This is a genomic window from Nocardia tengchongensis, assembly GCF_054781395.1.
Map to the genome: position 1 here is coordinate 52615 of NZ_BAAGUM010000015.1, position 23232 is coordinate 75846.

Annotated in this window: 19 protein-coding genes; 10 read left to right on the forward strand and 9 right to left on the reverse strand. The window is 69.8% G+C overall.

Annotated features, from left to right (window positions below; translation table 11 throughout):
• Nucleotides 1-142 precede the first annotated feature (142 nt).
• On the reverse strand, nucleotides 143-622 hold the full coding sequence (locus ACYVKL_RS26750) for a MarR family winged helix-turn-helix transcriptional regulator (RefSeq protein WP_379165897.1): 480 nt from the start codon (nucleotides 620-622) through the stop codon (nucleotides 143-145).
• Nucleotides 623-858: 236 nt separating this feature from the next.
• Between ACYVKL_RS26750 and ACYVKL_RS26755 the strand changes: the two genes are divergently transcribed.
• The 4 genes from ACYVKL_RS26755 (at nucleotide 859) to ACYVKL_RS26770 (ending at nucleotide 5500) form a co-directional block, all read left to right on the forward strand.
• A complete protein-coding gene (locus tag ACYVKL_RS26755) occupies nucleotides 859-2535 on the forward strand; it encodes a fumarate hydratase (RefSeq protein WP_357196047.1) in 1677 nt (558 codons plus the stop codon).
• Between the two features lie 141 nt (nucleotides 2536-2676).
• On the forward strand, nucleotides 2677-3234 hold the full coding sequence (locus ACYVKL_RS26760; RefSeq protein WP_379165898.1) for a M15 family metallopeptidase: 558 nt from the start codon (nucleotides 2677-2679) through the stop codon (nucleotides 3232-3234).
• A 229-nt stretch (nucleotides 3235-3463) separates the two neighbouring features.
• Nucleotides 3464-4972, forward strand: a complete 1509-nt coding sequence (locus ACYVKL_RS26765; protein WP_379165899.1) for an alpha/beta fold hydrolase — start codon at nucleotides 3464-3466, stop codon at nucleotides 4970-4972.
• Between the two features lie 204 nt (nucleotides 4973-5176).
• Entirely contained in the window at nucleotides 5177-5500 is a 324-nt protein-coding gene (locus tag ACYVKL_RS26770) for a nuclear transport factor 2-like protein (protein WP_379165900.1), read from the forward strand.
• 22 nt (nucleotides 5501-5522) lie between these two features.
• On the opposite strand, the gene ACYVKL_RS26775 is transcribed toward ACYVKL_RS26770, so the two are convergent.
• The 3 genes from ACYVKL_RS26775 to cynR form a co-directional block, all read right to left on the reverse strand.
• Entirely contained in the window at nucleotides 5523-6941 is a 1419-nt protein-coding gene (locus ACYVKL_RS26775) for a serine/threonine-protein kinase (protein WP_379165901.1), read from the reverse strand.
• A 126-nt stretch (nucleotides 6942-7067) separates the two neighbouring features.
• Nucleotides 7068-7355, reverse strand: coding sequence for a hypothetical protein (locus ACYVKL_RS26780; RefSeq protein WP_379165902.1), 288 nt, complete (start codon nucleotides 7353-7355; stop codon nucleotides 7068-7070).
• 100 nt (nucleotides 7356-7455) lie between these two features.
• Complete coding sequence (gene cynR / locus ACYVKL_RS26785; RefSeq protein WP_379165903.1) at nucleotides 7456-8373, reverse strand: transcriptional regulator CynR; 918 nt, start codon at nucleotides 8371-8373, stop codon at nucleotides 7456-7458.
• Nucleotides 8374-8496: 123 nt separating this feature from the next.
• Between cynR and ACYVKL_RS26790 the strand changes: the two genes are divergently transcribed.
• The 4 genes from ACYVKL_RS26790 (at nucleotide 8497) to ACYVKL_RS26805 (ending at nucleotide 11559) form a co-directional block, all read left to right on the forward strand.
• The gene (locus ACYVKL_RS26790; protein WP_379165904.1) at nucleotides 8497-9105 is read left to right on the forward strand and encodes a carbonic anhydrase; all 609 of its coding nucleotides are present in this window, start codon (nucleotides 8497-8499) and stop codon (nucleotides 9103-9105) included.
• Between the two features lie 36 nt (nucleotides 9106-9141).
• Nucleotides 9142-9612 (forward strand): cyanase, encoded by a 471-nt coding sequence (gene cynS, locus ACYVKL_RS26795; RefSeq protein WP_379165905.1) that lies wholly within the window; start codon nucleotides 9142-9144, stop codon nucleotides 9610-9612.
• Between the two features lie 125 nt (nucleotides 9613-9737).
• The gene (locus tag ACYVKL_RS26800) at nucleotides 9738-11117 is read left to right on the forward strand and encodes a metallophosphoesterase family protein (protein ID WP_379165906.1); all 1380 of its coding nucleotides are present in this window, start codon (nucleotides 9738-9740) and stop codon (nucleotides 11115-11117) included.
• A 169-nt stretch (nucleotides 11118-11286) separates the two neighbouring features.
• Nucleotides 11287-11559, forward strand: coding sequence for a hypothetical protein (locus ACYVKL_RS26805; RefSeq protein WP_379165907.1), 273 nt, complete (start codon nucleotides 11287-11289; stop codon nucleotides 11557-11559).
• 70 nt (nucleotides 11560-11629) lie between these two features.
• Here the strand turns inward: ACYVKL_RS26805 and ACYVKL_RS26810 are convergent, their stop codons facing one another.
• The 5 genes from ACYVKL_RS26810 to ACYVKL_RS26830 all read right to left on the reverse strand — a co-directional run bounded on the left by ACYVKL_RS26810 (nucleotide 11630) and on the right by ACYVKL_RS26830 (nucleotide 21060).
• Nucleotides 11630-12823, reverse strand: a complete 1194-nt coding sequence (locus ACYVKL_RS26810) for a hypothetical protein (protein WP_379165908.1) — start codon at nucleotides 12821-12823, stop codon at nucleotides 11630-11632.
• Between the two features lie 222 nt (nucleotides 12824-13045).
• Entirely contained in the window at nucleotides 13046-17329 is a 4284-nt protein-coding gene (locus tag ACYVKL_RS26815) for a TIGR02680 family protein (RefSeq protein ID WP_379165909.1), read from the reverse strand.
• Nucleotides 17329-18744, reverse strand: coding sequence for a TIGR02678 family protein (locus tag ACYVKL_RS26820; RefSeq protein ID WP_379165911.1), 1416 nt, complete (start codon nucleotides 18742-18744; stop codon nucleotides 17329-17331). Before ACYVKL_RS26820 ends, ACYVKL_RS26815 begins: the two co-directional genes overlap by 1 nt.
• On the reverse strand, nucleotides 18744-20270 hold the full coding sequence (locus tag ACYVKL_RS26825; protein ID WP_379166656.1) for a TIGR02677 family protein: 1527 nt from the start codon (nucleotides 20268-20270) through the stop codon (nucleotides 18744-18746). The genes ACYVKL_RS26820 and ACYVKL_RS26825 overlap by 1 nt, the downstream gene beginning before the upstream one ends.
• Before the next feature lie 217 nt (nucleotides 20271-20487).
• Nucleotides 20488-21060 carry a GlcG/HbpS family heme-binding protein gene (locus ACYVKL_RS26830; RefSeq protein WP_379165912.1) on the reverse strand — a complete coding sequence of 191 codons (573 nt, stop codon included), beginning with the start codon at nucleotides 21058-21060 and terminating at the stop codon, nucleotides 20488-20490.
• A 206-nt stretch (nucleotides 21061-21266) separates the two neighbouring features.
• On the opposite strand from ACYVKL_RS26830, the gene ACYVKL_RS26835 reads away from it, so the two are divergent.
• Together ACYVKL_RS26835 and ACYVKL_RS26840 are read left to right on the forward strand one after the other, a co-directional pair.
• The gene (locus ACYVKL_RS26835; RefSeq protein WP_379165913.1) at nucleotides 21267-22442 is read left to right on the forward strand and encodes a sensor histidine kinase; all 1176 of its coding nucleotides are present in this window, start codon (nucleotides 21267-21269) and stop codon (nucleotides 22440-22442) included.
• Nucleotides 22439-23080: a response regulator gene (locus tag ACYVKL_RS26840; protein ID WP_379165914.1), complete on the forward strand. Its 642-nt coding sequence runs from the start codon at nucleotides 22439-22441 to the stop codon at nucleotides 23078-23080. The genes ACYVKL_RS26835 and ACYVKL_RS26840 overlap by 4 nt, the downstream gene beginning before the upstream one ends.
• Nucleotides 23081-23232: the final 152 nt, after the last annotated feature.

Sequence of the window (23232 nt, forward strand, 5' to 3'; positions counted from 1 at the left end):
CAGGTCGGGTGCTCACTTCCACGGCCGGGTAACCAGCCGTGCGCTCGGTGCCGACCAACGTCGGAAGCCGGTGCCGAGCCTAGTCTTACCCACTACCCGATGGGTGCCAAACCAAACCGAGGTCGGCGGGTGGATTTCGCGCTCAGGTGTGCCGGCCGCGGGCGTCGATTCCGCGATGATGGGCCAGCAGGGTGTCGTAGATGTCGGCCAGGGCGGTCAGCTGGCCACGATCGAGCACATCGACCATGTGGCGGCGGACACTGTCGACGTGGGCGGGTGCGGCCGAATCGAGCACCTGCACGCCCTTGTCGGTGAGCACCGCGGCGGTGCGGCGGGCGTCGTCGGGAATGGATTCGCGCGCCACCAGCCCCCGCTTCTCCATCCGGGTGATCTGATGTGAGAGTCGGCTCTGCGACCATTCCAGCACCGCGGCCAGCTCGGCGAAGCTGCGGCGATGGTCGGGGGCATCGGCGAGCCGGGCCAGCACGGTGTACTCCACGTAGGTCAGATTGGACGCACGCAGCGAATCGCGCCCGACCGCGGCGGCGATCAGATCGCGGGTGAACACGAAACCCAGCCACGCTCGCATCTCGACATCATCGAGCCAACGGGTTTGCGCCACAGTTCCACTCCCGGGTTCCGCACTCATGCTAAGTCCTCCCCGCCGCCGACAAGCACATCATGCACAGGTAACACCTGCTCGGTTGAAGGTGCAACCTGTACCTGCGGGCGAGGAGACCCACACCTCTGCGCGGCGCAATCTATACCTGTCGGCGGGCGCTCGCCGGGTGCTGGATAGAGTCACTGTGCTTGAACCGTCGGCTGACCAGCCCCAGCCCTGCTCGAGGAGTGCGATTCGTGACCGCGCCTGATTTCCTGTACTCGGATCTGCTGCCCACCGGCAAGGACGACACTCCGTACCGGTTGCTCACCACCGAGGGCGTGAGCACGTTCGAGGCGAACGGCCGGACGTTCCTGCAGGTCGAGCCCGAGGTGCTGCGGATGCTGACCGCGGAGGCGATGCACGACATCAGCCACTACCTGCGGCCGGCGCACCTGGCGCAGCTGCGCAAGATCATCGACGATCCCGAGTCCAGCGGCAACGACCGGTTCGTGGCGTTGGATCTGCTGAAGAACGTCAATATCTCCGCCGGCGGGATCCTGCCCATGTGCCAGGACACCGGAACTGCCATCGTGATGGGCAAGAAGTCCGAGGGCGTGCTCACCGGAGTCGATGACGCGGAATGGATTTCGCGCGGCGTGTTCGACGCCTACACCAAGCTGAACCTGCGCTACTCGCAGCTCGCCCCGATCAATATGTGGGACGAGAAGAACACCGGCAACAATCTGCCCGCGCAGATCGAGTTGTACTCCAACCAGGGTGATCCCGCGCAGCCGTCGTACAAGTTCCTGTACATGGCCAAGGGTGGCGGGTCGGCCAACAAGTCGTTCCTGTACCAGGAGACCAAGGCGATCCTGAACCCCGATCGCATGCTGGAGTTCCTCGACGAGAAGATCCGCTCGCTGGGCACCGCGGCCTGCCCGCCGTACCACCTGGCGGTCGTGATCGGCGGCACCTCGGCCGAATTCGCTTTGAAGACGGCCAAGTACGCCTCGGCGCACTACCTCGACAACATGCCGACCGAGGGTTCGATGGCCGCGCACGGCTTCCGCGACCTCGAGCTCGAGGAGCAGGTCTTCAAGCTGACCCAGTCCTTCGGCATCGGCGCGCAGTTCGGTGGCAAGTACTTCTGCCACGACGTGCGTGTCATCCGCCTGCCGCGGCACGGCGCGTCCTGCCCGGTCGCCATCGCGGTGTCCTGCTCGGCGGACCGCCAGGCGCTGGCCAAGATCACCCCCGAGGGCGTGTTCCTGGAGCAGCTGGAACGTGAACCGGCGCAGTACCTTCCGGAGCAGACCGACGCCATCCTCGGCGGCGACGTGGTCAAGATCGACCTGAACCGGCCGATGTCGGAGATCCGCGACGAGCTGTCGAAGTACCCGGTCAAGACCCGCCTGTCGCTGACCGGCCCGCTGGTCGTGGCCCGCGACATCGCGCACGCCAAGATCAAGGAGCGCCTGGACGCGGGCGAGCCGATGCCGCAGTACATGCGCGACATGGCCGTCTACTACGCCGGACCGGCCAAGACCCCCGACGGCTACGCCTCCGGTTCCTTCGGCCCCACCACCGCCGGTCGCATGGACTCCTACGTCGACCAGTTCCAGGCCGCGGGCGGCTCGCACGTCATGCTGGCCAAGGGCAACCGCTCCGCGCAGGTCACCAAGGCGTGCAAGGAACACGGCGGCTTCTACCTCGGCTCCATCGGCGGCCCCGCCGCGCGACTGGCGCTGGACTGCATCAAGTCCGTCGAGGTGCTCGAATACCCGGAGCTGGGCATGGAAGCCGTGTGGAAGATCGAGGTCGAGGACTTCCCCGCCTTCATCGTCGTCGACGACAAGGGCAACGACTTCTTCGCCGAGACCTCGAAGCCGATCGCGCTGCGCGTGCGCGAGCGCTCCAAGGAGCGCGTCTAACCGAGGAGGCAGGGCTGAGACGCGGAAACGTCTGGCGGGCACGAGAGTTCGCGAACCATTCGGACCGGGTGGCCGGTTCGGGTATACCCGAAGCTGAACATCGAGCCTGGAGGCAAGCGGATGCGCGTTGTCGGTCCTGACATGGCAGTCCAGCGGCGGCCCGCCGGCGCACGACGGGTCGCGGCGCTGGCGGTCCTGGCGAGCGCGGGGCTGGTCGGCGGGTCCGTCAGCGCGGTGACCGCGGCTCGCGCTGCCGCCGAACCGATTTCGGACACGACGCAGGCCGGCGCGGACATCCCGAACGCCAAGGCTATCGCCGGCGGCATCGAGGGTCTGGACCCCCGCCTCGCCGCCGCGTACGCGGCCGCCGCCAACGACGCGAGCGCCGCGGGCGTCACCCTCTGGATCACCTCCGGCTACCGCACCCCCGCCGAACAGGAAGCCCTGTGGGAGGACGGATTACAGACCTACGGCAGCCCGGAGGCCGCCCGCCGCTGGGTCCTGCCGCCGTCCGAATCCACCCACGTCACCGGCCAAGCCATCGACGTCGGCCCGCGCGAGGGCGCGCAATGGCTGGAGGACAACGGCTCCCACTGGGGGCTCTGCAGGATGTACGACAATGAGTGGTGGCACTTCGAGCTGGCCACCGCTCCCGACACCGCGTGCCCGGTCCGTCTCCCCGACGCCAGCGACCGCTGATCCCAGGTAGGAGTCCCACGGACCAGCAGACCTGATGATCAGATCCACTTCGATCTCGAGACCGCCGCTGACGGTGGGACACTATTGCGGTTCACTTTGCTGGCCGCCGGAGATGCGCCAGACCAGAGCAGGGTGGGGCGGGCGTTGGGTTGTCGGTGTTCGGAAGGTGTCGTCAGTGGGTTTGGGTTTGGGGCGCAGTGGGCTTCGGCGATTTCGGGTGGTGGCCTGCATGGTGGTGTTCGCGGGGTTGGTGGGGGTGCCGGCGGCCGAGGGGGCGGATCCCTATGAGGATTCGCTCGCGGAGGCAGCCGTAGCGCCTGTGCTGCAATGGGTGGACTGTGCCGAGGGGTTCGAGTGTTCGACTGCCGCGGTGCCGTTGGACTATCACCGGCCGCAGGAGGATCGGATCGAGCTGGCGGTGATCAAATTGCCTGCCACCGATCCCGGTAGCCGGAGCGGGACGCTGTTCGTCAACTTCGGTGGGCCGGGGCCGTCGGGCGTGGATCGACTACGGGAGCGGGCGCGGTGGCCGTGGTTGTTCTCGGCGGAGCTGCGGGAGCGGTTCGATATCGTGTCGTGGGATCCGCGCGGGGTGGCGCGGAGTGCGGCGGCCCGGTGCTTTCCGAACACCACCGAGCAGCTCGCGTTTCTCGGATCCTTCCCGGACATGCCGGGTGACCAGGCCGGGGAGGCGGATTTCTATGGCCGGAACCAGGAGTTGGCCGACCGCTGCCGCGCGCTGGCCGGGCCGGTTCTCGACCACGCCTCGACCGCCAATACCGCGCGGGATCTGGAGCTGCTGCGGCGCGCGGTCGGTGACGCGCAGCTGACCTATCACGGTATTTCCTACGGGACCCTGGTCGGCGCGACCTACGCCAATATGTTCCCCGGCCGGGTTCGGGCCATGGTGTTCGACGGGTCGATGGATTTCGACGGCAGTGTGAACGGCCATGGCGGACAGGGCGATACGGTTCCGGTGGATACCCGCCAGAATGTGGCCGCGGGTATCGCCACGACATTCGATGCGTTCCTGCGCGATTGCGCCGCGGCGGGTCCGAAGTGTGCGTTCTCGGCCGGTGATCCCGCACTGAAGTGGCCGGTGCTCGCGGAGCGGGCGCGGCTGGCGCCGATTCGGATGGCGGGAGAGACCTTCACCTATTCGTCGATAATCAATGCGGCGGCGAACCTTTCGCGCCCGGACACCTATCCGCAGCTCGCGACGCTGTTGCAGATGCTGTTCGACGCGGGCACCTCGTGGCCGGGCATTGTGCCCATCGCAGATCGAGAGTCCTATACCGGCAATCGCACCGAGGCCTTCTACACGACCCAGTGCGTGGACAGCGCCGTCCCCACCGATCTCGGCATCTACAGCCGCACCGCGATCACCGAGGATATGCGAGTTCCGTACTTCGGCCGCATCGGCGTCTTCGACATGATGGCGTGCGCGTTCTGGCAGGCTCGTGACGCCGACCGCTACACCGGCCCGTGGAATCGCCGCACCGCCGCACCGATCCTGGTGCTGAACAGCAGATTCGATCCGGCGACGCCTTTGCAGGGCGCGGTCACCGGAGCCGCTCAGCTGGCGCGGGCGCAGGTCGTGACGATCGAAGGCATGGGCCACAGCAGCATGTATGTGGCCAGCACCTGCGCCGAGCGCGTCAAACGCGACTACCTGTTCAGCACCGAACTGCCGCTGGCCGGAACCGGTTGCGCCGTCGACGCTGCACCGTTCAGTTGAGCGATCAGACGTTCGCCTCGATCGGTCGAGTCATGGTCGACTTGAACCGCGACAACTCCTTCAGGCAGGGCGGGTGGGGCGGCTGACGATCGTTGGTCGGCAGAGCCCTGATGCGGCTGACGAGGGTGGCCGATCATGTGATGGCTCGGCGTGCGATCATCGGATCGTCGAGTCAATCGCTTGTCGATGCAAGGGAGTGAACTCATGAGTATCGCCCTCGATCAGCTGACAGACCCTGCGGTGCGTGCGTTCGTTGCTGCGGTGAATGCGGGCGACCGCAAGGCCTTGGAATCGACCCTCACGCCCGGGGCGACGATGTCCGACGATGGTTCGGACCGCGATTTCGCGGACTGGGCCGAACGCGAGATCTTCTCGTCGGCTGGGCATATGGATGTGTTGACACAAACAGGCGACGGGCTGGGCCTGGTCGCCAACTACCGCAACGACACCTGGGGTGCGATGCGCACCGCTTGGCGGTTCACCGTCGACAATGGGAAGATCAGCCGCTTCGAAACCGGGCAGGCCTAGCGCGCGCCGTGCCGAGGCTCGCCTAGCGCGGGGGCAGACTCTCGAGGGCTGCCTTCGCGGGGGCGTAGCCGGCTTGCGCGGATTTGCGGTACACACGTTTGGCGGCGTCGGTGCGGCCCATGGACTTCCATTGGTCGCCCAACGCTTTCAGGGCGATCATGTCGCCATCTTGTTCCACCTGGCGGTAGAGGAGTTCGGCTCGGTCGTCCTCGCCCCGGGCCTCGTGAACCGCTGCCAGGTGGATCTTTCCGAGGACGTGGCCGTGGTCGACGTAGCGGCGGTACCAGTAGGCGGCTTGGCTGAGGTCACCCGTCTTCATGTACATATGGCCCAGGGTGAGCATCGAGAGCGTTTCGCCGCTCTCGGCGGCCTTGCGGTACCAGCGTTCGGCTTCGGTACGGGCGCCGCGGTTTTCGAGCAGTCGCGCCAGGAAGGACATGGAGAGGGCGTCGTTCATCGCTGCGGCCTGACGGAGTAGCCGTTCGGCTTCACCGATATCGCCGCGCTTCTGATGATCGCGGGCACGGGCCAGTAACTGGCCGACCTCGCCACGCCTGCGGCCGGCTCCCGGTGATCGTGAATTACCCTTGGGTGCTTCCGGTTTCGGTGCGAGCGCCGCCGGCGTCCGAGCCGCGAGCAGGGTCAGTGTCTCGGGGATGGAGGGGCGTAACTCCGGCTTCTTGTTCATCAGCCGGGTGAGGAGCTGGACGAGTTGCCCGGCGCGAGCGGGTGCGGGCGCCGCTGCGAACATCACCGCTTTCATGGTTCCGTGAATGGTGTCGCGACGGAATGGGGAAACCCCCTCCACCGCGTGGTAGAGCGTGACACCGAGGGAGTACAGGTCCCCGGCCGGTGAGTCCTCGCCGTCGATGCGTTCGGGCGCCATGTACTCGAACGAACCGATGATCGTCTCCTTGGCGGTCAGCGTGTGATCGGAATGGTGGCGGGCGGTTCCGAAATCCGTGAGCAGCACCTCGCCACCGGTGGCGAGCAGGATATTGCCCGGCTTGACATCGCGGTGGACCACGCCGGCATCATGGGCGGCCCGCAGGGCCTGCAACAATGCGGCGGCAATGGTGGTGGCCTCCTCGACGGTCACCGGCCCGTCGCTGTCGAGTTTCTGTTTCAGGGATCGGCCGGACACCAGGCGCATGACGATCCAGGGCGTCACGCCCTCGGTGACGACATCGAGGACACCGACGATATTCGGATGGTGGTGCAGCCGTGAGGCATTGCGGGCCTCGCGTTCGGCGCGCGCGACTCGCTCGGCGTGCTCCGTGCTCGATTCGGTGTACGGGAGCAGTACTTCCTTCACCGCGACATCGAGACGCAACTGCTCGTCGCGCGCTTTCCAGACGGTCCCGAATCCGCCACTGCCCAGCTTCTCGATCAACCGGTAGCGGCCGGCGAGCACCCAGCCCGGTCGTCCCAGCGCCGACATGAAGGCCCCTAGCGATTATGTGCCCCAGCAACATTCGGAACCAGACAACCGTACCCGAGTGCGAGCATTGCCGTCCGCGCTGTCGCTGGGACCCGCGCCGGCCGAATCGACCGGCGCGGGGGAGCCTCAGCCGGCGGTCAGGAAGTTGTGGACCGCCTCGAAGCTGATGCGGGGCTCATTGGCCACCCCCGCCTTCTGGAGCGCCGGCGCCAGTTGTTCGTTCGCGAAGCGCTGAAAATCGTCGGCCGAGTTCCAGACATCGGTGACCCGGACGCCGCCGTCCGCGGCGGTCACCCAGTGGAACAGGCCGCCCGCAGCCATGGGGCCGCCCGGTGTGAACCCCAAGATCTCGAGAATCGAGTCGTACTGTGCAACCGTGGTGTCGTCCAATTCGACGATGACGGCGACGGCCATGACGATCTCCTTTCGGGGTAGCGGCCCGCGCGGATGCCGGGCCCTGCGTCGAGAGTAGATCCGGCCGAGGCTTCGACTCGAGGTTTCGCGAAGCGGGCCATCAATCGCGGGGCGTGTCGGGGACTCGTGGGGGTGGGAGCCGGTCACTCACCCACCGGCGGGTCAGGTCGGTGAAGGCGCGGGCGGCGGCGGGCTGGTGGGCCGGCTCGCGGCGCAGCAGGGCGACGGTACGGGTCGGCATCGGAGGATCGAGGTCGACCGGGCGCAGGCCGGGGTGGGATGCGGCGATGGCAGGCGGGAGGACGGTGGCCAGGGTGGTGCCGCGGACAATCTCGATGACGGACTGGACGGCATTGGCGTGCACGGCGATTCGCGGGGTTACCCCGTGGGCGCGGAGGTAGTCGTCGACGTGGCCGCGGGTGGCGAAATCGGGGCTGAGGAGCGCTAGTTCCTGGTCGGCCAGGTCGGCGATCGGGAGGGGCGAGGCAGTCGCGTTGTGTTCGCCCACGACCAGACTGAGGCTTTCCTCGAACAAGGGGGTGGCCGCGATGCCAGGTGTGGTCGCGCCCAGGAAGGCGATGCCGAGGTCGATGTCGTCGGCGAGGATCGCCAGTTCCATGGCGTCCTGGGCGGATTCGCTGACCTCCAGGGTGATGCCGGGATGCCCGGCGTGGAATTCGGCGACGAGGGGGCCGATCAGATACGGGGTGAAGGTGGGGGTGACCGCCAGGCGCAGGGTGCCGCGCTCGAGGTCCTCGACATCGTGGACGGCGCGGTCCGCGGCGGCGAGTTCGCGCAGGGCGCGGCGGGCGTGGTCGGCGTAGACGGCTCCGGCGTCGGTCAGCCGGACCGACCGGCCGGTGCGGTCGAGCAGTCGCACCCCGACCAGCCGCTCGAGCTGGCGGATCTGCTGCGACAGCGTGGGCTGAGATAGATGCAGGTCCTCGGCCGCGCGGGTGAAATTGCCGTGCTCGGCGACCGCGAGCAGGTAGCGCAGATGCCGTAGTTCCGGGGTCACAGCCCGACTATAGACGACAGCAATCGGACCGATCGATATCAAGTCTTGGACACTATAGCCGCAGTTCGGGCAGGGTGAATGGCATCGGTCCACACCAGGCCGCCGCACCCGGAAGGAGTTCCCATGCCGAACCTCGCCGACGGTCTCGGACGGTTCCAGCGCGATGTCTTCCCCGCGAAGGCGGGCCTGTTCGCACGCCTGGCCGGCGACCACCGCCCGGGCGCGCTGTTCATCGGCTGCTCCGACGCCCGGGTGGTGCCCGAACTCATCACCTCCGCCGAAGCCGGTGAACTGTTCGTCATCCGCAACGCCGGCAACCTGGTCCCGCCGCACACCCCGGGCGCGGCCAGCGGTGTGGTCGCGAGCATCGAGTACGCGCTGGGCGTGCTGGGTGTCAGTGACATCGTGGTGTGCGGCCACTCGGCCTGCGGTGCGATGACCGCGCTCGCCGAGGGACAGGACCTCTCGGGTCTGCCCGCGGTCGCGGGCTGGCTGCGGCACGCCGACGCCGCCCGGGCCGCCATCGATCCCGAGATCACCGGCGCCGCAGCGGTTTCCGCGCTGGTTCGCCACAATGTGGTGGCACAACTGGCCAACCTCGCCACGCATCCCGCGGTGGCCCGGGCCCTGTCCCGGCGCACCCTCACCCTGCACGGCTGGGTGTACGACATCGGCACCGGGCGCGTCGAGGCGCTCGACGCCGACGGCGATTTCACCACCCTCGCCGCCTGATTCCCCCGAAAACCCTCACCAGAAGGAGACGCCACCATGGTGCACGCACAGTTCGATCCCACCGCCCGCGAAGCCCTCGCCGACGCCGCCGTCGCCGCCAAGATCGCCAAGGATCTGACCTGGCAGCAGATCGCCGACGCGGCCGGGCTCTCGCCCGCCTTCACCACCGCCGCCATCCTCGGCCAGCACCCGCTGCCGGAGAAGTCGGCCCTGGCCGTGGCCGAGCTGCTCGACCTGGACGCCGACGCGGCCAAGCTGCTGCAGACCATTCCGCTGCGCGGCTCGATTCCCGGCGGCGTGCCCACCGATCCGACCATCTACCGCTTCTACGAGATGCTCCAGGTGTACGGCACCACGCTGAAGGCCCTGGTGCACGAGCAGTTCGGCGACGGCATCATCTCCGCCATCAACTTCAAGCTCGATGTCAAGAAGGTCGCCGATCCCGAGGGCGGCGAGCGCGCGGTCATCACCCTGGACGGAAAGTACCTGCCCACCAAGCCGTTCTGATGCGCCGCTGCCCGGAGATGACCTGAATTCCGGAATCGGAAGCCGTTCGGTCATGTCCGGGCATCTGGCGGTTCAACTGGTCGCTCTACCGTCGCTTGTGGGGGAGCACAGCGGACGGAGATGTGATGCTGGAACCGCGACTTCGAACCATGTGGCTGGCCAACGCCGCGAGCGGGGCGGCGGCGGTCGCCGTGCGGACACCGCGCCCGGTGTTCGCCGACCGGACCCGCACCCCGCGCGAGACGGTGGTGGCCTCGGATCTGGAACTGGTGACGGTGACCGATCATTCGGCCGTCCTGACCTGGACCACCCGGGCTCGCAACCGGGCCGGGCGACTGCGGCCGGTCCCCGCCGACACCGAGGTGCGGATCACCCCCGCTGACTCGCGCGGCGTCCCGCGCACCTGGTTCTTCGAGGGGCTGCGAACCCCCTACCACTACGCCGAGATCCGGGGCCTGGAACCGGGACGCGCCTACCGATTCGAGGCGTACTCCGACGGTCGCCGCGCGGTGCCCGCCCGCACGCTGGTGACCCGTAGATCCGGAACCCCGGAATCCACCGGTGTGTTCACGACAGCCACCCCGCCGCCCGGACGGCTCATCCGCACCATCGCCCTCGCGAATGATCTGCACTACGGCGAACCGGCCAGCGGCCTGTTCGCGGGGCTGTTCGAGGGTGTGCGGCACGGCACCGACGAATACCCCGAATTCATGCTGCATGCCCTGCTCGAGGACCTGCGCCTGCCGGACCGGGCCGCGGACCACCTGGTGGTGGCGGGCGATCTGACCGATTCGGGCACGGCCGAGCAGGCCCTCGGCGTGCGGGCCCAGCTCGACGACTGGGGCGAACTGGGCCGGGACTACTTCGTGTGCCGCGGAAATCACGACGTGCGGCCTCCGGAGGAGACCGACCACTGGGGCAACGTTTTTCATCCGCGCGACCGCCTGCTCGAATACTTCGCGGGCGGACTGCGGATCATCGGCCTCGACACCACCCGGGTGCGTGGCGCCGGCGGCACCCTCGCGCCCGCGCAGCTCGCGCACCTGGGTGAGCTGCTGCGCGGCGAACCCGAGCGGCCGACACTGATTTTCGGGCACCACCCGGTGACCAGGCATGCGGCGGTGAGCAATCCGGGCGGTCCGGGTTTCGTGCTGGACCGCGCCAACGCGGCCGCGCTGCATCGCCTGTACGCGAGCGCGCCCGGCGTGTTCCTGCACCACAGCGGGCACACGCACCGGAATCGGCGCAGTCGTCCCGATTCCGGGATCGGGGTCGAGTTCCTCGAGGTGGGCGCGGTGAAGGAGTATCCGGGCGGGTACACCCTGATCCGGATCTACGAGGGCGGTTACATGGTCAACTTCTGGAAGACGCGCTCGGAGTCGGCACGGCGCTGGAGTACCCGGACCCGCAGCCAGTACCTGGGTTTGCATCCCGATCACGCACTGGGCAGCTGTGCCGATCGCAATCACGTTGTACTGCGGGATTTTTCGGGATTGTCCGGTTAGTCGACGGCAATCCGGCAGCCCCACCCGAAGATTCGGTCATTCCGACCCACAGGTCCGTGGCGTTGGGCATACTGCCTGGTGCGAGTCCGCACGGCGACCGCTCGACCACCTCTATGCGCATGCCGCGGGTTCGACTTCCTGAGTTCGGCACTTCTTCAGCAACGGAGGCATGGTGGGCAGGCAGGGCAGGCAGTACCGTACGAATCACGGCACGCTCCGGCACCAGCGCCCACCCGTCCGAGTCACCCGGCGTCCGGCCCATCCACTCAGAGATGTCGTCTTCGCCACCAGCTGGCTATTTTTCGAGTTGCCGACCGCGGTGCTGCTCGCCGTCTTCGTCGGCACCGGGTGGCTGGGCTACCTGCAGCACGCGGGCACTCCCGCGCAGCCGCGCTCGGCGATCGTGGTGCCGGCCGAGACCGCGCACCAGGACGGTCACTGACCCGGAGCACGAAAACATCGACCCCGGTGCCGCAGCTGGCGGCACCGGGGTCGATTCGATTCGACGACGCTCAGTCGTCGATGGAGCTGCCGTTGCGGGAGCGCGACGCGGCGCGGGCGCGGCGGCGGGCGGCCTGCAGTTCGGCGAGTTCCTGCTCGAGTGTTTCGGCGATGCGGAACTGGCCGGTGTCATAGACGTTCAGCGGCGGGACGGGATCGGTCAGATCGGCGAGCGGAGACCGTTCGTCCTCTTCGGACTTGCGACTTTTGCCCGTCGCCGAGCGACGCTCCTTGTCCGCAGGCTTCGCGGGTTCCGCCTGGCTTTCGGCCTTGGCGGTGGGTCGCGTCTCGACCACTTGGGGTTCTGCATCAACGGTCTTGTCGGCCTCGGCCGGAGCCGCGGTCAGTGCTGCGGGGCCGGCCGAGGCCGACGGCGGGGTGGGGCGGGTCGGCCAGGCGACCACGGTCGGCATGGCACGGCGGATCTGCTCGCCCGGATCCGGGAGGTCCCGGATCTGATCGGTGGCGCGCACGATGGCCAGCCCGTACCGGGAGGCCGCGGCATTGTGGATGAGCAGCGCCACGCCGATCATCACCGGCGCGATGGCGTGCACCGCGACGTCGTACCAGCTGCCGTTCTTCAGGTACGGGTAGGTGTTGAGGATGACGGTCAGGCTCAGCAGCGCCATCTCGGCCACCACGACCTGGCGGCGGCTGTCGATCACACCCCACTCGGCCACCTTGTTGGTGCCGATCATGATGATCACGAGGCAGACGCTGATCATGCCTTCGAGCAGGTAGCTGAACCAGTAGAGGGGATCGCTGGGTCCGCCGGGAGCGATGTTGTGCTGCACGTTGACCGCGGACCAGAGCATTCCGGCCGCGACCACACCGGCGAGCGCACGCTGGCTCCACGCCCGATGCTTGTACAGCGACGCCAGTTTGGCGTGCGGGCTCGATTCCCGCCGTTGTGCGGCGATCGCCTTGCGAGCGAGCAGCAAGTCGCGAATGTCTGCCTTCTCAATCTCTTCGGTGGTCTGGCGGGCGCGGTCCGCGGCGGCGGCGGTGGCTTCGGCGTACTTCCAGCGCTGGGCGCGCTCTTGTTCGCGAATACGCTCGGCGAGGTCACGCTCGGCGACGAGCTCGTTCTCCGACAGCGCGTCGGTCAGCGCGGGATCGTACTGATAGGCCAGCCGGCCTCGCGCCTTCTCGACGCGTAGCGCCAGCTGGGTGACATCGTCCTCGCGAGGGTTTTCGATCGTCAATTGGTCCCCCGTCCGAGGACTCCCGATGGCTGACACGTGATTCCGGTAGGCACGGAAGACATTTCTAGTCCATACAGGCCCAACCGCGAAACTGTTGGTTTGCCGTCGGTCCAATCCTTACGGCGCGCCGCGTTGCGACACGCGGAATCGGGTGTCCGTCAGGGCAGTACGACTGCGCTGCTCGAGGCCGTGTCCAGTGGGGTTGCCGACACCCGAATCCGGTCAATTGGTCAGTTCGAGTTCCTCGTCCATCGGGATCGCGCCCTCGAGGCCGTGCGGCAGGCGGCGGCGGTTGGGGGAACCCAGCGCGGAGGTGAGGTCGGTGCCGTCGTGCTCGGCGAGCAGATCGTCGGAGTCCCACACCAGCAGCGTGGCGCTGACGGTGTTCTCGGCCGCGGAGTGCGCCAGATCGTAGTGGGCGCAGGCGGGAACGTGCGGGTAGGTGATCCACAGGTCGTACCCCGTCATGAACAGGTCGAGGTCGAATTGCACCGACAGGCCCAGCAGTTCGCTGCGGCCGTTGTCGTCGACACCGGCGAACGCCTCGTCCAGCGCCAGCAGCCGCGGGGCCTGCGGGTCGGCCGAATCGAGCATCACGTGCGCGGCCGCGAACAGCGGAAGATGCAGTGAGACCGACTGTTCGCCGCCCGAGAGCGCGCTGTGGCGGGCCACCGTGAGGCGGTCCTCGGTGCCGTCGGCGGTGAGGATGGTGAACGAGAACACCCGCCAGGTGCGGTAATCGAGGGTGGCCGCGAGGATCTCGGGGAACGAGCGTTCCGGATGCGCGGCGCGGGCGGTGCGGATCTCGGCGGCGAAATAGGCGCGGACGGTGGACAGGTCCTCGGGGGTGAGGTCGGCCGAGTCGCGATCGAGCAGCTTGCAGACCGCGCGCGCCGGCTCGGAGAGGTTGTCGGCCAGCACCCAGTGCACCCCGATGGTGTTGCCCGAGGACATGCGCCGCTGCTTCATCTCCGCGCCCATGCGGGAGATGAGATCGCGGGCGTCGGAGGTGCGTTCGTGGATCTGCTGGGCCAGACCGGTCAGCAGCGCGTCCTCGAGGATGCGGCGTTCGGCGTCGGTGAGCAGCAGTTCCTGATCGCGGCGGGCCGCGCCGATGCGCTCGGCGAAATCGGCGAGGGAGGACAGGCCGTGGTCGTCGTGCACCTGCACCACGGTCAGACCGTCGGCGGCGTCCCAGTGCAGGCGGTAGTCCTGGCGGGCGGCGGCCAGGGCGGCGTCGAACTCCTGCAGGGCGGTGGTGACCGCGCTGCGGGTCGCTTTGCGCGCCGCCTCGCCCGCACGCACCGAAGCGGTTGCGGTGGCCAGGTTCTCGAACAGAGCGGCCACCTCGGCGGGCAGCACGGTGGGTTCCTGTTCGGGGTCGCCGTTCTCGATCCGGTACAGCAGCTGCTCGGGGGTCGACCAGGCGGCGTCGCTGGAGGGCCAGCGGCTGTCCGCGGGCGCACCGAGCAGGCTCAGCAGGTCCGGACGCGCGTAGGGGGCGAGATGGCGGACGTCGGAGAGCAATTCGGTGAGCGCGGTGCCCAGGGTGTCATGGGCGGCGCGGTGCGCGCCCTCGGCGGCGCCGACCGCCTCGATGGCCTCGGCGGCGGCCTTGCGGGCCGTCTTCTGCTCGGCGCGCGCGGCGTCGATGCGTTCGCGCGCGGACTCGAGTTCGCGATCGATGTCCGCGGCGCCCGCGCCGAGCGCCTCGCGCAGCGTCTCCAGCTTGCGCAGCTGCTCTTCGTATCCCGCGCGCGCGGCCTCGGCCTCCTCGGCGAACGCCTCGGCCAGATCCTTGGATTCGTCGAGGCGGTCGCCGGCCTCGCGGGCCCGCTCGTGCTCGCGCTGGTGGTCGCCGCGCAAGCGCAGCAGCGCGGTGCCGGCGTTCTCGAAATGCCGGACCGCGGCGGCCAGCGCGTCCAGTTCGGCGGGGTCGCGGGGCGCGCGGTGGTCGGCCGCGATGGCACGGACCTTCTTGTCCGCGTTGCCGTATTCGGTCACGGCCTGATCCAGATCCCGCTCGGCCTGTGCCGCGGCCTCGGACCGGGATCGCAGCATGCCCGCCGCCTCGGCCACGCCGCGCAGGGCGGCGGTGACGGCGGTGGTGCGCGGAAGCGCCTTGGCGGCGGCTGAAATCCGCCCCAGCTCCGCCGTAGCGCCCTGCTCCTCGCTCTGGGCGGTCTCGGCCTCGGTGACGGCCGATTCGACGGCAGCGGCCAGCTCGGCCAGCCGCAGTTCGCGTCGCCGGGCGCGGGCGGTGGTGCCCACGAATTCGGCGTCGGTCTTGAAATGCCGACCGGCCTGTACGCCTTGGCGATAGCGGCCGTCGGTCGCGATGGTCAGCTGCCCCTCGGGACCGACCGCCTGCGCGGCCGCCCCGGAGACGATGTGCGCCTTGTCCGCTCCCGCGCCGGTGGGCGTCGCGTGCGGGGAGTCGTGCAGGGCGATGGAGGCGAGTACCCCGGCGACGATCTCGCGCGGCACCGTCAGCGACGGCGAATCGTCCTCCACGACCAGCACATCGGCGAGGGTGCGTCCGGTGGGCCGCTGCGCGGGCGGCAGCGGAACCAGGAACTGGTCCGAGGCGTGTTGCGGCAGTTCGGTTTCCGTGGTCACCCAGGCGTCCAGCAGATTAGCGGCCTGCAGCGCGGCCTCGATGCCGGCGGCCTCCGGTGCGCCGACGCCGTCGGCGAAGCGGACCAGGCGCCACAGTGGCGCGCCGGACCGCTCCGGCCGGACATCGGTCCGCGCGGCGAAAGCCGGTGGCGCGTCATCGCGTTCGGCCGCGACCCGCTCCCGCTCGGCCCGCAGCTCGCCGGCCCGGGCAGCGGCCTGGGCGGCCCGGGTGCGGGCCTCCTGCCGCCGTCCCCGGATCTCCTCGGTCAGCGGCTCGGTGCGCTCGGCCAGCACTTCGGCCGGGGTCGCGGGGACGGCCAGGTCCGGCTCGGCGCCGACGTCGCCGAGCGACTCGTTCAGGGCCTCGAAAAGGCCGTCGCGGATGGGGGAGTAGACCTCGCGGTGGGTGTCCCACCAGTCGCGCAGGGCGACCGCGGTGTTCGAACGGGCCAGGGCCACGGTGGCTTCGGCCTCGGCCAGCTCGGCGGCGGCCGCGTCGCGCAGTTCGACGGCGCGGCCCGACGCCCGTTCGGCGCGGGTGCGTTCGGTGGCGGCCTGGTCGACCAGGGTCAGCGCGCGGCGCACCGCGCGGACATCGCCGTCGCGCTCCTCGGCGTGCGAGCGGACCGTGGTGGTGAGGTGGTCGGCGCGCGCGGACTCCGGCAGCGTGGTCCACGGAATGCCGGCTTCCTCGGCGACCGAACGCAATTCGTCCTCGCCGCGAGCCAGCGCCGAGCCGGCGTTCGCGACCGCGGCCTGGGCGCGCTCGGATTCCTCGAGCCGCTGGTCCACGGTCTGACGGGATTTCAGCGCCTTGTCGTGGTGCACGGCGGAGGAGGTCTCGAGCCGGCGCACCGCGTCGGCGAGATCGTCGAGCTGCTGCTTGCCCTCGTAGGCGCTGGAGCGCTGCAGTGTCTCGCGGTCGGCGAGGGCCTGTTCGTAGGCGCGGTCGGCGTCCTCGGCGCGGGTCTCGGCGGCGGCGCGTTCGGTGTCACGGCGGGTGCGCAGGGCGGCGGCCGCGTGCAGGGCGGTGCCGGCGTGGGTGACGGTGTCGAGCCGCACCCGCACCTGGTCGACATCGGTCTTCGCCTGCACGGCAAGGTATTTGCGGTACACGGTGACGAAATCGCGGGTCGCGGTGTCGGCCTGGATCAGGCCCTCGAGGGTGCGCCCGACCTCCTCCATATCGCTGAAGGAGCGGGCGGCGTCGAGGATCAGCTGCTCGTCGAGCGGGCGCAGACCGTCGGTGAGCGCCTGCGAGAGTCCGCGCGGATCCAGGTTCTTGGCCAGCTGTGGGCGGCGCAGCGTGAGGATCAGGTTGATGAGCTGGTCGTAGCGCTGCTGCCCCAACCCGAACATGCGGGCGTCGATCGCGGCCCGGTATTCCACCGGGCGGTCCACGATGGTGTCGGAGCCGATCTGCTCGGCCAGCTGCTTGCGGGTCAGCGGGCGGTCGTCGGGGCCCAGCAGCGAGAAGTCCACGCCCACGCGGCCGTCGGCCACGAAATACCAGCGGGTCACCTTGTCGTTGGAGCGGGTGGCGCGCATGCCGATACCGATGGTGACGGTTTCGGGGGAGTCCCAGTCGCCGCGCGCGAACTCCATCCACACGTACGAGTACGCCGATTCCTGCTTGCGGTAGAGCAGATTCGACTTCATGGTGCGTTCCTCGCCCGCGAACGGGTTGAGCCGGCGCGGCTCGATCCGGCCGTCGAACACGAACGGGAACAGCACCTCGAGCGCCTTGGTCTTCCCCGAGCCGTTGGGGCCGCGCAGCACCAGACGACCGTCGGCGAAGCAGAACTCCTGGTCGCGGTAGTCCCACAGGTTGATGATGCCCGCCCGGGTCGGGACGAAGCGCACTCCACCGTGAATGTGGTCGGCCATCAGTGCCCGGATCCCTTCTCTGTGCTGCGGTGCTCGGTGGTGCTGTCGAGTTGTGTGGGGGAGAGGAACAATTCGGACTCCGCGCGGGTGCGGATGGTGACGATCGCACCCCGGTAGCGGGCCAGCGCGGGCAGGATGAGCAGCCCGCCGTCGACCAGCTCCACCAGCCGTAGGCGTTCCAGCAGCGACACCACTTCGCCGGTGAGGCCGGTGAGGTCGGCCTGCCACTGGGCGGCGAAGGTGTTGCCGTAGCGGTCGGTGAGCATCTTGACGGTGTCGCGAATCCACGACGATTCCAGGAACGGGAACTCCGGGATCTCCGGTTCCTCGACCTCGGTGTCCGGATCCGGCTGCGCGCCGAACACTTCCAGCGGGTCGGCCAGTGGCGCGAACACCGTGGTCAGCGGGATGGCGCTGTCGAGTTGCGCCACCAGATCGGTGAACGGGCGCTCCGGGCGGGGCCGGTGCGGCACCGGATTGTCGATATCGAGGACCAGATCGGCGATCTCACCGGCCAGCAGCAACGCGACCTGCGCGAGCGTGCCGGTGCCGGGGAACCGCACATCGGAGAGCCGGCCCGAACTGTCGATCAGCGCAACGCCTTCCGCACGCCGCTCGGCCCGCAACCCGGTCAGGTACTCGACCTCGGTCACCAGCTTCTCCTGCGCCAGCAGCGAGCGCTCCGGCTCGTCGAACTCGTCGGCGTAGACGACCGGCTTCTCGACCAGCGCGCGGCGCACCCTGCGCGCGGCCGAAACCAGGGCGGGAGAACGGGTCTCGGCCGCGCCGCCCGCCGCCTCCGAGAGCAGCCCGGTCACGCTCCGCAGATGCTGCAGCGCGCGCGGCGGCCGGAACAGGGCGAACACGATGGCCCGGTCGATGTCGTAGAGCGCCTCCCCGGCCTCGGGGTCGCTGGCCCAGCCGCCGGCGTCACCGTCGGCCAGGGTGAGCGCGCCGCGTGCGGCCAGCCAGCCGATGGCGTCGACGAAAGCGTCGCGGTCCGGGGCCCGATCCGGCGCCAGTTCCAGGCCGTCCACCCGCTCGGTGTAGGCGGCCACCTGATCGGCCAACTCCGACAACGTGATCTGGTCCCCGGCGCGACCCAGTGCGGCCAGCGCCAGCGCCAGGTAGGCGTAGCGGCGGCGGTCGAACACCCGATCGCCGGTGGTGCGCGCGGGACGGCCCGCGTCGAGCTGATCGAGCACCGGGAACAGCCGGGCGGTGGTCTCGGTGACCTCGAGGCGGTAGCCGAACAGCTCCGCGAGATCCTCGCGCAGTTCGGTCGCCCAGCGCCGCAACAGCGGCAGCGCGATGCGGTCGGGGTAGGTGCGGGTCACCAGGTGATTGGCCAGGATGGTCCGCGCGGCGCGCTGGTAGCTGTCCAGGGCCAGCGAATCGATGGTGCGCGCGTGCATCAGCCGACCTCCTCGTTCCCGGAGTCGGTAGCCGGATGTGGTTTCGCAGCAGGGGATTTGCGTCCGCGCAGGGCGGCGGTCTCGCGCACCTCGAGGCGGCGGTTGTTCAGGTACAGCACGCCCTTGGCGGTGCGGACCAGGGTGGAGCCCTGGTGTTCGGAGACGGTGAGTGTCACCCCGTTGTCGGTACCCGAGGTGCCCGGCACCCGCCCGCTGACCGGCACCCAGGCGGTGGAGGCGGCGTCGAGCAGTTTGAGCAGGACCTCGGTTTCGCCCTCGTCGAGTTCGCGGTCGTGCAGGTCGGCGGTGGCCAGCGAGCGGGCCGCCTCGGCGCGGGCGCGCTGGGCGTCGAGCTGGGCCTGGCGCAGCCGGCGGATCCCGGCGTCGTTGCGCTGCAGGCGCGCGGGCGCGCCCGGCGTGGGCGGGCGGCCGGTCTCGGCGAGGGTGCGGGCGATCTCCAACGGCGGTGCGTCCCACCAGGATCGGATGGCCGGAATCACATCCGCGTCGGGATGCTGCATGGACAGGTGGCGGGGACGGCCCAGCCCGAACACCGCGTCGTAGAGGGCGTGCGCGGCGTCGGCGCTGGGTGCGGCGGTGAACCAGCCCGCCAGGTGCCGCAACGCCGATTCGCGGCTGACACCGCCCTTGCGGGTCTCGGTGACCCGCCGCAGCAGCGACAGCACCGCCGCGATGGCGCTCATGGTGGCCTCACGCAGCCGCTCGCACTCGGTGAGCCCGCCCTCGTCCTCGCCGATGAACCAGCCGCGCAGACCCTGCCAGCGGGCCCGCCAATCGGCTTGGCGCTCCGCGGGATTCAGCAGTACCCGCTCGTCGCAGCGGGCGGCGCGCTCGATCAGGTCGTCGACGCCGGTGGCCTCGACCTCGCGGATGGCGGTGGCCAGCCGCGGCGCGAAACGCGCCAGGTCCATGGAGAATTCGCGCATGTGCGCCAGCAGCGCGTCCTTGTGCGCGAGGAACGCCTCGGGGGTGGCCTCGGTGGTGCGCACCAGATCGCCGAGGGTCAGATAGAAGTGCGCGGCCCGCTCGGCCAGATCGCTCAGCGCCCGGTCGAGCCGGTTCAGCACGCGGTACACCCGCGGCGCGTCGGCGCCCTTGTTGGCCTCGGCGAGGGTGTGCAGATCGGCCAGCAGTTCGGGCAGCACCAGCCGGGAGAGCGAGGCCTCGTCGAGCCGGGCTTCCAGGACATCGGAGACCGCCCGGAACGCCTGATAGCCCGCCTGCGAGAACTGGTAGACGAAATGCCGGTTCCGATACTCGGCCAGCGTGGCCGCCCGCGTCCCGTCGTAACTGCGTTCCAGCACACCCCACTGATGCAGCTGCTCGAGCAGCGGTCCGACCTCGGTGGCGGTGAGCGCGGGCGCGCCCGGGCAACGATCGAGCGTGTCGGCCACGTCGGAGGCGTGCAACAGCACCACGTAGGCGGCGCGGGCGGTGTCGAAAGCCCGCAACACCCACAGGTAGTCGGCCCGTTTCTCGGCGGTGGCGAAGGAGAACAGCCGCAGCCGCTCGACGTCGCCGCGCCTTTCCGCGCGCGGAATCTCCTCGGACCCGACCCCCCTCGGGTCGGGCAGCAATCCGTCAGCGGACTCGGTCACCGGGAGAAGGTTAGTACCCCCTGCCGACCGGTTCGGAATCGTGCCGAGTGTCGGCGCGCCCGATCCGGGCCCGGTGACCGCTTCGTCCGCTCCCGGCCGTGGCGACCGGGTCCGCGGGCCGGGCTCAGTTGCCGAGCGCGGCCACGCCGGCCTGCGCGAACTTCTCGTCCTGATCACCGCTCGGCGCGCCCGCGACACCGATGCCGGCGATCGGAGCGCCGCCCTTGGCGGTCACCGGCGCGCCGCCGCCCAGGAACAGGGTGCCGTCGATGTCGGCCAGATGCGGGGCGTTGTCGAGGCGTTTGGCCAGCACCGAGGTCGGCGCGTTCCACGACACCGCGGTGAACGCCTTCTGCTGGGCGGAGGTGTAGGACTGCGGGCCCGCGCCGTCGCCGCGCAGGGTGACGACGGTATTGCCGTCGCGATCCACCACCGCGACCGTCACGTGCTGGTTCTCCTTGACCGCGGCGTCCAGGGCGGCCTGCGCGGCCTTGGTGGCGGCGGCGATGGTCAGGTGGGTGCTCTGCGCCAGGTTGCCGCCCGCGGCATCGGCGGCCACGGGGGTCTTGGTGCCCGGATCGGGATCCTGGGCGTTCACCGACACCACGCCGATCACGCCGGCGGCCGCCACGGCCGCGACCGCGCCGCCGATGATCAGGCGCTTGCGGGTGGTGTTCGAGGGCTGCTCGGTGGTCATGGGGTCCTCCCGGGGTGTGGTGAAAGCTGTTGGCTTCGTTCGTGTTCCAGCCTGCTGCTCGCGGCGTTCGGGCACATCGGCGCAGTGGATGGGAATCGGCGTGCGCTACGGCTGATCCCCGTATCAGCCGATCGGATGACCCGACCGGCACCGGTGCACGGCAGAATGAATTGGCTGTCCGCCCACGTCGCCGAGGAGGTGCTCGCATGCCGGTTCCGGACTTGCCGAGCCCACCGTCCCGTGACGACACCCGGCTGCTGGGCACCATCGTGCACAGCGCCTTCTACGTCCTGCTGGCCGCGTCGCTGCTGCGGTTCCTGCTGCGGCACCCCGAGAGTCCGCGCATGCCCTGGGTGATCGGGCTCTCGCTCGCGCTGGCCGTGCTCTACGTGGTGAGCGAACTGCGCGCCTCGGAGCGGCTGGTGTGGTTCGCGCTGCTGGTGACCGGCTGGGCGGTGCTGGTCGTGCTCGCACCCAGTTTCGCGTGGTGCGCGGTCCCGCTGCTCTACACCGGACTGCGGATCCTGCCGTTGCGGGTGGCGCTGGCTCTGGTCGCCGGGCTGACGGCGTTCGTGGTGTGGGCCCAGCTCGCGCTCGCCGACTGGGTCGATCCCAATCTGCTGCTCGCCCCGCCCGCGGTCGCCGCGCTGAGCACCGCGCTGTTCCTGGGCCTGCTGCGCACCACCGAACGGCAGGCCGCGCTGATCGACGACCTGCGCGCTACCCGCGCCGAACTCGCCGCCACCGAGCGCCGTGAGGGCACCCTCGCCGAACGTCAGCGCCTGGCCATGGAGATCCACGACACGCTGGCCCAAGGTCTTTCGAGTCAGCGCATGCTGCTGCAGGCGGCCGACCGGATCTGGGACAGCGATCCCGGCGCGGCCCGCGAGCACGTGCGGGGCGCGGCCGCGGTGGCCGAACACAATCTGGCCGAGGCGCGGCGCTTCGTCCACGACCTCGCGCCGACGGATCTGGCCGCGGGCGGATCGCTGGTCGCGGCGCTCGAGGCGATGGCCGAACGCGAAGGCGGCGACACCCTGCGCGTGCGCGTGCATGTCGAGGGAGTGCCGATGAGCCAGCCCGCCGGTGTGGAGGCGGCCCTGCTGCGGATCGCGCAGGGCGCGCTGGCCAATGCGCGCGAGCACGCCGCGGCCACCACGGTCACCATCACCCTGACCGACCTGGGCGACCGGCTCGTGCTCGACATCGCCGACGACGGAACGGGTTTCGACCCCGCCGCGCTGTCCACCCCCGCCGGTCGCGGGCACGGCCTGCCCGCCATGCGCGCCCGGCTGCGCCAGCTGGGCGGGACCCTGACCGTCGAATCCGCACCCGGTGACGGCACCGTCGTCTCCGCCGAAGTCCCCTTGGAGCGGCCGTGACCGAAGCGAAAACCGTTGTCCGCCTGGTGCTCTGCGACGACCACGTGGTGGTCCGGGCGGGCCTGCGCGCCCTGCTGGGCAGCGCCGGGGGCATCGAGGTGGTCGGTGAGGCGGGCAGCGGCCCCGAAGCGGTCGCCCTGGCCGAGCGCCTGCGACCCGACGTGGTCCTGATGGATCTGCAGCTCGGCGGCGACATGGACGGCATCGAGGCCACCCGCCGCATCACCACCACCCTCCGCCCGGCCCCGCACGTGCTGGTCCTCACCACCTTCGACACCGACGCCGACATCACCCGCGCCATCGCCGCGGGCGCGACCGGATACCTGCTCAAAGCCGAACGGCCCGAAGAACTCTTCGCCGCCATCCAGGCCGCCGCCCAGGGCCGCACCGCCCTGTCGCCCCCGATCGCGGACCGCGTCCTGCACCGCATGCGCAACCCGCAGCCCGCGCTGACGGCCCGCGAACTAGACATTCTCGGACAGCTCGCGCAGGGGCTGGGCAACCGCGAAATCGCCAAGGCGCTGCACGTCAGCGAGGCGACGGTGAAGACCCATCTGGGCCGCATCTATGACAAGCTCGGCGTCGACAACCGCGCCGCGGCTGTCGCGGTCGCGAATGAGCAGCGCCTGCTGAACTGACGCCTGGTCGATCCGGGCCGAATGCCTGCGGTTCCGGGTTGCCGTGAGTTCACCCGAAACGGGCGAGGCCCTCAGCCCGGCTCTCGGTCAGACTGCGGTGCATGTGTCACTTACCGGGCCCCGGCAGCGTGGGGTATCGACCGTCGCAGCGT

Bases quoted from the DNA above. Each gene is read 5' to 3' on its own strand.
- ACYVKL_RS26820 (WP_379165911.1), bottom strand. From the start codon at position 18,744: ATGCACGCGCGCACCATCGATTCGCTGGCCCTGGACAGCTACCAGCGC.
- ACYVKL_RS26835 (WP_379165913.1), top strand. From the start codon at position 21,267: ATGCCGGTTCCGGACTTGCCGAGCCCACCGTCCCGTGACGACACCCGG.
- ACYVKL_RS26800 (WP_379165906.1), top strand. From the start codon at position 9,738: ATGCTGGAACCGCGACTTCGAACCATGTGGCTGGCCAACGCCGCGAGC.
- ACYVKL_RS26760 (WP_379165898.1), top strand. From the start codon at position 2,677: ATGGCAGTCCAGCGGCGGCCCGCCGGCGCACGACGGGTCGCGGCGCTG.
- ACYVKL_RS26775 (WP_379165901.1), bottom strand. From the start codon at position 6,941: ATGTCGGCGCTGGGACGACCGGGCTGGGTGCTCGCCGGCCGCTACCGG.
- ACYVKL_RS26790 (WP_379165904.1), top strand. From the start codon at position 8,497: ATGCCGAACCTCGCCGACGGTCTCGGACGGTTCCAGCGCGATGTCTTC.
- ACYVKL_RS26830 (WP_379165912.1), bottom strand. From the start codon at position 21,060: ATGACCACCGAGCAGCCCTCGAACACCACCCGCAAGCGCCTGATCATC.
- ACYVKL_RS26780 (WP_379165902.1), bottom strand. From the start codon at position 7,355: ATGGCCGTCGCCGTCATCGTCGAATTGGACGACACCACGGTTGCACAG.
- ACYVKL_RS26805 (WP_379165907.1), top strand. From the start codon at position 11,287: ATGGTGGGCAGGCAGGGCAGGCAGTACCGTACGAATCACGGCACGCTC.
- cynS (WP_379165905.1), top strand. From the start codon at position 9,142: ATGGTGCACGCACAGTTCGATCCCACCGCCCGCGAAGCCCTCGCCGAC.
- ACYVKL_RS26765 (WP_379165899.1), top strand. From the start codon at position 3,464: ATGGTGGTGTTCGCGGGGTTGGTGGGGGTGCCGGCGGCCGAGGGGGCG.
- ACYVKL_RS26815 (WP_379165909.1), bottom strand. From the start codon at position 17,329: ATGGCCGACCACATTCACGGTGGAGTGCGCTTCGTCCCGACCCGGGCG.
- ACYVKL_RS26770 (WP_379165900.1), top strand. From the start codon at position 5,177: ATGAGTATCGCCCTCGATCAGCTGACAGACCCTGCGGTGCGTGCGTTC.